The following is a 10421-nucleotide window of genomic DNA, read 5'->3' as shown; positions in this document are numbered from 1 at the left end:
TTATCATGGGGTTATTGCGCTGCCTGGCAGGCTTTTTAGTCGGCATTGCTCCGCGACTGAGGGCGTAATCTCGAATTTCATTGTCCCTTGCCATTTCGAGCGGCACTCGGCCAGCATCGTTCGGAATAGACCAATCGGACTCGTGTTGTAACAAGAGATCAATACTGGCCCTATCTTCTAGCGCTATAGCCAAATGCAAGGGAATGTTGCCACGATCATCAGCAACATCGGCGTCCAGACCATTCTGCAAAAGCCATTCCAGTGTAGAGTATGCTTTAGCACCGATAGCAACATGCAAGCCCGTTTGGCCCCAACGATTTCGCCACTGTAATCCCCAATCTTCACTCTGCCAAATCTGCAGGGCTCTTAAATTACCCGCAGCAACTGCGCAAAAAAAAGCGCGCTGTTTTGTGCGGTCGGACCATTTATCCGTAGATAGCAACACACCATCGCGCTGATAATCGATAAGGGCACAGGCATCCCACTCCTCCATATCAAAAAAATCGGATTGGGCCTGTAACAGTTGGGTGTCAGCCAGTTGATACCCCAACTGAGTCGCTTTCGACAATAACTCGCGGGCACGAGCAATATCTTGGGGGACTTCCACACCGACCAGATACAAAACACCTAATCTGTGCATAGCCTTCGCGTACTGTAGCTTCACCGCTTTCTCAAACTCGACCAAAGGCTTGGCTATTTCCTCCCTACCATGGCCCTGCAACCAGTACAGCGATCCAAGGAGGTAATGCGACTCTCCCGTGCCGTGCGAGGCGTTATGTAAGATCTCTAATACATGAACAGCATCATCGAACCGCTTAGCTCGAATCAATTGTTTTGCATCCTCTAAGGTATTTGCACCCGCCGTATTACAAACCATACCCGAGCACACGAGGAGCACTAAGGCTAAAAACCTAAGGCGCCCCATATTTTACATCCATAGAAACACCAATTCTTTCGAGCAGTGCATTGGGTAACACACCACCCGCACAAATGAGTACGGCGTCGTTGGCCACTTCCTCTTCGACATTTCCCGTCTGAAGGCTGACGCTATCTTCCGAAATCTTTATAACATTGGAGCCTAACAATACCTGCAAACGCCCCGATGCCTCGAGCGCGGCTATGCGCCTGCGATTCTTAAGCTTTGCTCGAGCAAAACCCTCGCCGCGATACGACAAAGCAACATTGGGTTCACTCTGCGCATCGGCTATGTCGCAAGCGGCCTCAATGGCAGAGTCACCACCCCCAACCACCAAAACGCGCTGGTTGCTGTACTGCGCTGGGTCGGCTAGCCGGTAAACCACTTTCGACAAATGCTCTCCAGCAACATCGAGCTTTCTGGGTGTTCCCCGCCGCCCCAACGCTAAAATCACACTTCGAGCGCAAAATTCTCCAATTGTTGTCTGCACTCGAAAATGGGGCGCAGTGCCCTCGACACTCACCATTTGAGCCCCAAATCGAATATCAGGCTTATGTTCTTCAATAACCCCCGTCCAAAAATCTAATAGGGCTTCTTTTGAGGTCTCTCGAAACTTCAGCTTTCCAACGAGAGGGAGTTCTACGGGCGCCGTCATCACGAGCTTGTTCTTTGGAAAATTGGCGACTGTCCCGCCCAAATCTTCAGATTGTTCGATCACCGTAGCGACCAGACCCAGAGCCTTGGCTTGCAGGGCTGCCGCAATGCCCGCGGGACCAGCACCTATAATTAACAAATCGTTATACTCTGCTTTGGGTACCTGCTTCAAAAATGAAGCTGCGCTCGTCACAGCCTGCGAACCTTGAACAATTGCATTGCGAATTAAGCCCATGCCCCCCAATTCGCCCGCCACGAAGACGCCACTCAAGGTACTTTCGAAATCAGGTGATAACACGGGAATGGATACGCCACGCTTGGCTGTGCCAAATACCAGATCGATGGCATCGAATGGACACGCCGCTTTGCACGCCCCATGGCCAATACAATTAGCACCGTTGATCAACACCGACTTGCCGCCGATCAGTCCCAGCACATCCCCCTCGGGGCAGGCGTTAACGCAAGCGCCGCAGCCCAAACATTTTGCGGGATCAATAACGGGATGCAAGGTCGGAGGTTCGGTCATGTGCGACTGCACCGCATCATCCAAACGACGCTTAGCCGCTTTTTCCGACCAAATTCGACCCCATTGATAGATCACCAAGAAGACGGCAAATGGCAGAATGTAAAGTAACAGCAAGGGTTCTAACGTAAACACCTAAAACTCATCTCTTCAAAAAGAACTTCTGTAAACGACTGACGGAGATATCGACACAGATCTTACGTTCCGAAAACGAACACATAAGTGAGCTTACCTGCGAAAGATTAATGCTTACTTAAGTTTCGCACTTTAGGGTGTTCAGTCAGTATGGATGGAGCACCAAGGTCATGCCGAAATACAAATCTTTATGCCTACTTGCCGTAGGACTTTGTTTATCTCTGAGTGCATCAGGCTCTTTCGCTCAATCCGCACCCTCCGTGGCTGAGTTGGTGACTGGATTAGAGGAGAGACTTCTCGACAATCCAAACGACGTGCAAGGGTGGATTCTGCTCGGCAAGTCCTATCATCATTTACAAAACTGGAATAAAGCGACCGAGGCGTTTGAGCAGGCCAAAAAGTTGGGCTATCAGGGATCAATACCCACTTTACCGAGCACAACGCGCGCCCCCGTCAAGACCCACCCGCTCTTGCGTCGAAAAGAAGAAACGCTTGAACTTCTCCGCCCCCTGACGAAAAAATTTGCGAACGGGCTCTAGCCGATGAATAGCATCGCGAATATCGATCACAACACGCAGCTTAGACGTCCTGTGACAAGTCGGAGCAAGACGACGTTTTGGACAGCGGCTGTCGCTATTTCATGCGTGGTTGCGTTGATCGCTGGATGGCAAATTCGTGATGAATACCTAATTAATGCCGAGCGTGGTGTTGGCTACGCACTGGGTATTATCGGGGGCAGTTTTATGCTGGCCCTACTTATCTATCCAATTCGCAAACGCTACCCGACCGCTCCGGCCTTTGTGCTCTCAACACCTACATGGTTTAAGTTGCACATGCTACTTGGGCTTATTGGGCCTATTCTGATCTTGTATCACGCCAACTTTGGCCTGGGCTCGACCAACGCCAATATTGCTCTATTTTGTATGTTATTGATGGTCACCAGTGGTTTGGTAGGACGCTTTATCTATTCAAAAATCCATATGGGTCTGTACGGTTCGAAGGCCCATTTAGCCACTTTAATAAAGGATCAAGATCAACTAAGCCGCGCACTGTTAGATTTGAGTCTTGCAGTTGACAACGGCAAGTTAGTCAGCTCAATGCACGAGCAACTAGACAGCGTAAAAACAGCACTCGTTCAACAAAATGTGTCACACAACCCTTGGGTTGTCGCCAGTCGAAGCGCACGTTTGAAAAGAGCACAAAAAGTGCTGAATAAACAAATTAGGCGATTAGGCCACAATCCATCGGACGAGATCGCAATAAACCTAAGGCGTGTTCAAAATTACGCATCGGAGTTTTTTTACACATCGCGAAAGATAAATGGTCTTGCGTTTTACGACCGACTCTTCTCAATTTGGCACATGCTTCATTTGCCTATCTTTTTCATGCTCATAATAGCTGGGTTTGTGCATGTTTATGCCGTTCATACGTATTAGTGGTGTGCTGCTGATGACGATATTGATCAGTCAGACCACCCTCGCGCAAAGCGAAGCCGGTGCCGGGCGCGTCAATCTAAAAACCCTAATCATGCCCGGCGAGCTGATACACGGCCACAAAAAATACGAGGCCGATTGTGCCAACTGCCACTCTGATCAAGGTAAGTCTGAGCAGTCCACTTTGTGCTTAAAGTGTCACGAAGATATCCAGACCGATTTCACTGAAAACACCGGTTTTCATGGTATCAGCGCGCAAGTCGAAGCGCGTGAATGCTTTCAATGCCACACAGATCACAGAGGTCGTGATTTCGAGCCTGTCGTCTTAGACCGCAATCATTTTAACCACGACAACACAGATTTCGCACTCGTTGGGCAGCATAAGTTTTCGCACTGTTCAGAATGTCACCAGCAGAACACCACCTTTCGCGAGGCCCCAAGCGACTGCGCAGGTTGCCATGAAAATGACAGCCCCCACGCGAGCAATGTGCCTCAAGAGTGTGACCAGTGCCATGAGCCTACAGGTTGGAAAGAGGCAGAGTTTGATCATTCGTCAACCCAGTTCCTGCTCGAAAATAAGCACGCTGATGTGACCTGTGCAAGTTGTCATATTAACTCTGAATTTGCGGAAATTACGGTCGAGTGCGCGGGCTGTCACGCGCTGGATGATGTACATTTGGGCATTAACGGGAGCGAATGTAACGATTGTCATACCTCAAAATCCTGGGAGACAACGACCTTCGATCACGACATTGACACCGGCTTCAAACTCAAAGGTCAACATGCCGACGCGAAATGCGAATCGTGCCACACAAAGCCAGCGTTCGAAGTAGAGCTGAGTAGCGAATGCGAGAGCTGCCATAAAAAGGCGGACATCCACCTAGGTGCCTATGGCAACAAATGCTCAGACTGCCATTCAGAGAACCGCTGGCAGAATGCGAGGTTCGACCATAACAAAACACTATTCCGCCTGAAAGGCGAGCACACTCAGATCAATTGCGAACAATGTCATCAGGTCTGGCGTGATCGCATCAGCGACGACACTCTATGCATCGACTGCCATCGTAAAGATGATCCGCACCTCGGTGGTTTAGGTGGTGAATGCCAAGATTGTCACACCAACGAAAGGTGGTCATCGCAAGTTCGCTTTAATCATGATTTCACGGCTATGCCGCTCGTTGGAATGCATGCCTTGGTCACCTGTGATGAATGCCACAGTCAAGGCCATTATCAGGGCGTTTCTAATGAATGCAGTGATTGTCACGGTCGAGATGATCCCCACAACGGATCATTAGGTAGCCAGTGTGAATCTTGTCACAACCCTAACGACTGGGGCTTGTGGGTTTTTGATCACAGCACGCAAACCGATTTCGAACTTACGGGCGCGCACGAAGAACTCTCCTGCAGTCAATGTCATACCGAACAGTTCACAAAAGCCCAAGACCTTGGTACCGAATGCGCTGATTGTCATTTAAATGACGACGCGCATCGGCGCCGCTTTGGCCTTGATTGTGCTCGCTGCCATGTGACGGAGAGCTTCAACAACATACAGATACAACCGCAATGACTACGATAACTACCATAGCAAGATCGTTCTTCTGTGCCCGTCAATGTGTTGTGGTAGCGGGGATTTTCGCGATTATCAGTACATTGTCGATCGCGGTATCGGCGCAAAATATTGACTTACAAACCTTCGATCACAGCACCACGGGCTTTCCTCTCGATGGCCCGCATCAAGGTGTTGAATGCGATAGTTGTCACACGAGAGGCATTTTCCAAGGCACACCAAGAACGTGCGTTCAATGCCACGGAAGCAACGCACAGAGCGCCTCCAGTATCATCCCTCTGACACACATCAAAGTCACCAACGATTGTGAAAGTTGCCACACGAGCGAGCACTGGGACAATGTAACGCGTATTGATCACAGTGCCGTCGTTGGCAGCTGTCAGTCGTGTCACAATGGTACGACAGCGCAAGGCAAGTCCACGCCGCACCCAAAATCGTCGAACAGCTGTGTGGACTGTCACAATACCAACGCGTGGAGTGACGCCCAGTTCGACCATTCATCGATCAGTGGCAATTGTGCTTCTTGCCACAACGGTATCGATGCCACAGGCAAAAATACTACCCACATTAACTCCACCAACGTCTGTGAGGATTGTCATACAACCTCAAGCTTCGAGAACGTCACACGAGTTGACCACAATGCCGTGCTTGGCACCTGTAGCTCGTGTCACAACGGCACAGTCGCCGAGGGTAAATCTGCAAACCATATCGCCAGCAGTAATACCTGTGAGGACTGCCACAACACTAACTCCTGGGATGATGCCAAGTTCGACCATGCTTCAGTCACTGGCAACTGCTCATCGTGTCACAATGGCGTCGATGCCACTGGCAAAAATACCACGCACATCAACACCACCAATGTCTGTGAAGACTGCCATTCCACATCAAGCTTCGAGAACGTCACCCGGGTCGACCACAATGCCGTGCTTGGTACCTGTAGCTCATGCCACAATGGCACGACTGCCGAGGGAAAACCGGCAACACATATACAAAGTGGCGACACATGCGACGACTGTCACGTACCGAATTCGTGGAGTGATGTTCGCATGGATCACTCATCGATTACGGGCAGCTGTTCATCTTGTCATAACGGCACAACCGCAACGGGTAAGAACGCAACACACGTTCAAACCGCGGCGGATTGCGACAGCTGTCACTCAACCTTAGCGTGGACTCCCGCCAGCTTTGACCACAGCGCGGTCAGCGGCTCATGCTCGACCTGCCACAATGGTGTAACTGCTGAGGGTAAGCCTGCAAATCACGTGCTCTCTACCAACCAATGTGATGACTGCCATCGCACCAGCAGTTGGAGTCGCGTGAGTTTTGATCATGACGCAGTACTCGGGTCGTGCTCTTCGTGCCATACACGACCACGCAAAGATCACCCGAATACGTCTCAAGAATGCAACGTCTGCCACACCACCAAAGATTGGGATGACGGCGTAGACGACGACTAATTACAACGATGGGGAAAACAATGAAATCTAAATTTAGCCAAGGCCTGTGCCTATTGATGCTCCTATGCCTACCCAGCTTAAGCTGGGCAAGGATTGTAGAAAAAACCAAACTCGATGAGGAGGGAGACAACTACCGCATCGAAATCACATTCGCGACCCCAATGCGATTTTCGAACTTGTCAGACCAGGGTTTTACACGAACATTCGAGATCCAGTTGCGACCCGACACTCTGTTATCGGGTTTAACGATTGATGATTTAGGCGGGCGTTACTCGGTCAACTGGAATCGAAGCTTGTGGTCACCCATTAGCGAGATCACCTATGATGGCGACGACCCTGAATTCCCCTACGTCACGCTTAGATTCAAAGACAAGGTGAAGCTTTCAGTCAGGAACTCAGCAGACTTCATGTCCTTGATTATAGATATCGACGCCAGTGAAATCACTCGCCCCGCTAAAGCGCCCAAACTGACCTCAGCCGACCTACTCAAAGATCTCAGTAGTGACGATGTCAAAATACAAAACAGCATTGACGAGGCCAAAGCAGCTATTTTTGCGAAAGACTACAACACCGCTATTCGTTTATTCCGCGCCTTAAAAGATACAACGACAGGCGTGACACAACGCCGTGCGCATGAGCTGTTGGCCATTACTCGCGAATTAAACCAGCAATTAGCACAAGCTAAAGGTGAATACGAAACGTTTATTGATCTTTATGGCGATACTGAGGATGCCGCGCGTGTTCGCCAACGTTTGGCTGTGCTAGTGACCTCCGACATGAAAGCCAAATCCATTGGCCAGGCAGAAGAGGCTCTGGCGTGGGACTCTGAATTTTACGGCAGCTTCGGGCAACGTTACTACCGTGATGACAATTATCCTGAGGCAGGTGGCTCAACTATCCTGCGTGACCAGCTTACCTCCGACTTGGATTTCGTGCACCGCGTCAGCAACGGAATTTGGGACATCAAGACCCAGTTTATCGGGTCCTATCGCAAAGACTTTGAAGATGATGCGGATTCTGAGTTTCGTCCCAATGTGGGGTCAATAGAAATCGAAAATTCGGACTGGGGTACTATCGCCAAATTGGGCCGTCAATCGCGTAACACCGACGGTATTCTCGGGCGCTTCGATGGCTTGTACGCCAGCCATGAAGTCACTCCCGATATTATTGTTAATGCGTCATTCGGCTATCCAGTGGACATTAGCCGTCGCGATACAATCAATACCGACGTCGAATTCTATGGTACGAGTGTCGACTTTCTGAACGTCGCAGACAACTGGAATCTCAGTGCCTACTACATCAAGCAAACGAATTTTGGTCTTACCGACCGCGAAGCACTCGGCGCTGAAGCACGTTACTCAACCAGAGCTTCATCAATCTATGCGACCTTCGACTACGACATCTACTTCGAAGAACTGAATTCAGCACTGTTTCTGGGAAACTGGAGTTTGAGTGAAGCGACTCGTTTGAACGTCTCTTTTGACTATCGCTACAGCCCAACACTGACCAAGTTAAACGCGATTCAGGGACAGGGGGTGACAAGTTTTGATGCTCTGTTCCCGCTTTACAGCGACGATGAGCTCAAACAACTAGCTCTAGACCGCAGTGCTCGCTCGACCACAATTACAACCAGCCTTACACATACTCTCAATGAAAAATGGCAAGTCATTGGCGACGTGACGGCCACGGAATTTGGTGCTACGGAGACGTCTGCTGGCGTTGAAGGCACCGATGCCACCGGTACCGACCTGTATTACTCATTGCAGTTTGTAGGTACCAATATATTGCAAATAAACGATGTGGCAATCTGGGGCTTGCGCATGAGCGACACCGACAGCGCGAGCACGTACACAGTCACTGGCAACTGGCGCTTTTCACCCAACCGCAAGTTCAAAATTAATCCGCGCATTCGAGTCGACTACCGTGCCAATAATTACGACAGCGGCGACCGTTGGGTAACCCGACCCTCGGTTCGTTTAGATTATAAGATCAACAAACAGGCACGTATCGAGTTCGAAGCGGGTTACGAGTGGTATGACGAAACTTATGCCGTGGGTGCTTATAAAAACGAAACCAGCTTTGTCACCCTAGGATATCGATTGGATTTCTAGATCTTATATGGCGAAACATAGCTGACCGACTTCCGACAGAAGCCACCAACCTCAGGCGCTGACTTCAATTCGGCGCCTAATTTCACCTCACTAATGACCTCGCCTTCGACGCCAAGAAATTTGCTACCCAGCTCGAGATCGGCGCGTCGCGCCCCCACCCCAGTCAAGACAAAATCCCGCAGGTATCATGCGCTAACTCGACGTAACGACCTTACCGTCCACAAGAACATCGATTATCTGCGGGCTTGGAGAGTCCTTATTTAGAGGACGGGGTTTCATTCACGTAGATTTGACCACCTTTCATGACAAAAGAAGGCGAGAGCAAGGTACTCACGTCGCTCATTGGATCACCCTCCACTGCGACTAAATCAGCTAACTTCCCCTGCTCAATAGAACCCAAACGATCATCTTGCCCCAGTAAAATGGATGCATTCAAGGTCGCCGACCGGATTGCTTCAAGCACAGGCATACCCGCTTCCACCATAAATATAAATTCTTCAGCGTTGCGACCATGTGGTGAAACACCAGCGTCGGTGCCGAACGCTATGTTTACGCCAGCGGCATAGGCTCGGGCAAAGGTATCCTGTATCAATGGCCCCACGGCGGCCGCCTTCGGCCTAACCACAGCGGGAAACTTGCCTTCTTCTTCAGAGAGTTTGGCAACCCATTTGCCCGCTGAGATAGTGGGTACGTACCAGGTGCCTTTAGTCTTCATAAGCGACATAATTTCTTCAGTCATATAGGTACCATGCTCGACGGAATCAATACCGGCGTCAACCGCACGTTTCATCCCCTCAGCGCCGTGAGCATGGACCGCAACGTTAAAATTATAATCTTTCGCGGCCGCGACTACCGCTTGCAGCTCATCGTCGGTAAATTGGGGGTTATCCCCGCTTTTCGCGAGAGACAGGACACCGCCCGTTACCGTTAATTTAATAACATCGCTGCCGTCTTTATAGCGCTGCCGAACCGCTTTAAAGGCATCTTGGGCACTATTGATAACACCGTCCTTAGGGCCAGGATCACCGCGCAAATCGCTTCGAATGCCATTGGTGGGGTCTCCATGTCCTCCAGTTGTCGCTATCGCTTTGCCGGCCATGAATATTCTTGGGCCTTCTACCAACCCAGAGTTAATCGCCGTTTTTAACGCTTTGATAGCGTCAACATCGTTTGCCCCTAAATCACGAACCGTGGTAAAGCCAGCTCGCAGTGTAAGGCTCGCATAAGCGGAAGCGCGCAATGCAAGGTCTGCGGAATTGAGATAAAAGCCCTCACTGTAACTGTGAGGAGGATCAAGCTCACCGCTCAGATGAACATGCATATCGATGAAACCGGGCATCAGAGTGTGGCCCCTCAAGTCGATTAGTCGCTGCCCTTCTGCCGGAGAGATCCAACCATCTCGCACCGCCGCAATACGATCATCCGTAATAACAACAGAGACGTTGCTCCGGACCGAATTCGACGTGACATCGATTAATTGGCCGGCATGAATAACCGTGTCCGCACTTTGCACTGCAGACGAGAAAAACAAGATGAGCACCCAAACATTCGCAAGCTTTATCATAAAACGATCAAACCCCAACACATTGATTGCTCCAAAGAATACCACAAATCAATTGTTTGGC

At 50.2% G+C, this 10421-nt stretch carries 8 protein-coding genes; 5 read left to right on the top strand and 3 right to left on the bottom strand.

All coding sequences use genetic code 11. From position 1 onward, the window contains the following. A partial coding sequence (locus ACTF5Z_RS09465; RefSeq protein WP_438985421.1) for an ankyrin repeat domain-containing protein occupies positions 1–925 on the bottom strand: 925 nt, incomplete at its 3' end. Further along, positions 912–2228 carry an NAD(P)-binding domain-containing protein gene (locus ACTF5Z_RS09460; protein WP_438985420.1) on the bottom strand — a complete coding sequence of 439 codons (1317 nt, stop codon included), beginning with the start codon at positions 2226–2228 and terminating at the stop codon, positions 912–914. The genes ACTF5Z_RS09460 and ACTF5Z_RS09465, both read right to left, overlap by 14 nt. 170 nt (positions 2229–2398) lie before the next feature. Here ACTF5Z_RS09460 and ACTF5Z_RS09455 point away from each other — a divergent pair, with 170 nt between their 5' ends. The 5 genes from ACTF5Z_RS09455 to ACTF5Z_RS09435 all read left to right on the top strand — a co-directional run bounded on the left by ACTF5Z_RS09455 (position 2399) and on the right by ACTF5Z_RS09435 (position 8796). Beyond that, positions 2399–2767, top strand: a complete 369-nt coding sequence (locus ACTF5Z_RS09455) for a tetratricopeptide repeat protein (RefSeq protein ID WP_438985419.1) — start codon at positions 2399–2401, stop codon at positions 2765–2767. A 105-nt stretch (positions 2768–2872) separates the two neighbouring features. Then, positions 2873–3664 carry a hypothetical protein gene (locus ACTF5Z_RS09450; RefSeq protein WP_438985418.1) on the top strand — a complete coding sequence of 264 codons (792 nt, stop codon included), beginning with the start codon at positions 2873–2875 and terminating at the stop codon, positions 3662–3664. Positions 3665–3677: 13 nt separating this feature from the next. Further along, a complete protein-coding gene (locus tag ACTF5Z_RS09445) occupies positions 3678–5228 on the top strand; it encodes a hypothetical protein (RefSeq protein WP_438985417.1) in 1551 nt (516 codons plus the stop codon). Continuing rightward, the gene (locus ACTF5Z_RS09440) at positions 5225–6685 is read left to right on the top strand and encodes a cytochrome c3 family protein (protein ID WP_438985416.1); all 1461 of its coding nucleotides are present in this window, start codon (positions 5225–5227) and stop codon (positions 6683–6685) included. The genes ACTF5Z_RS09445 and ACTF5Z_RS09440 overlap by 4 nt, the downstream gene beginning before the upstream one ends. A 20-nt stretch (positions 6686–6705) precedes the next feature. Next, the gene (locus ACTF5Z_RS09435; protein WP_438985415.1) at positions 6706–8796 is read left to right on the top strand and encodes a tetratricopeptide repeat protein; all 2091 of its coding nucleotides are present in this window, start codon (positions 6706–6708) and stop codon (positions 8794–8796) included. Positions 8797–9052: 256 nt separating this feature from the next. Here ACTF5Z_RS09435 and ACTF5Z_RS09430 read toward each other — a convergent pair whose 3' ends face one another. Then, positions 9053–10360 (bottom strand): amidohydrolase family protein, encoded by a 1308-nt coding sequence (locus ACTF5Z_RS09430; RefSeq protein WP_438985414.1) that lies wholly within the window; start codon positions 10358–10360, stop codon positions 9053–9055. Positions 10361–10421: the final 61 nt, after the last annotated feature.

It is taken from the genome of Aequoribacter sp., assembly GCF_965659035.1.
In the GTDB taxonomy this organism is placed as follows: Bacteria; Pseudomonadota; Gammaproteobacteria; order Pseudomonadales; family Halieaceae; genus Aequoribacter.
Note: the sequence above shows the minus strand (reverse complement) of the source record. Positions and strands in the feature narration are given on the sequence as shown.

Bases quoted from the DNA above. Each gene is read 5' to 3' on its own strand.
- ACTF5Z_RS09455 (WP_438985419.1), top strand. From the start codon at position 2,399: ATGCCGAAATACAAATCTTTATGCCTACTTGCCGTAGGACTTTGTTTA.
- ACTF5Z_RS09445 (WP_438985417.1), top strand. From the start codon at position 3,678: ATGACGATATTGATCAGTCAGACCACCCTCGCGCAAAGCGAAGCCGGT.
- ACTF5Z_RS09440 (WP_438985416.1), top strand. From the start codon at position 5,225: ATGACTACGATAACTACCATAGCAAGATCGTTCTTCTGTGCCCGTCAA.
- ACTF5Z_RS09435 (WP_438985415.1), top strand. From the start codon at position 6,706: ATGAAATCTAAATTTAGCCAAGGCCTGTGCCTATTGATGCTCCTATGC.
- ACTF5Z_RS09430 (WP_438985414.1), bottom strand. From the start codon at position 10,360: ATGATAAAGCTTGCGAATGTTTGGGTGCTCATCTTGTTTTTCTCGTCT.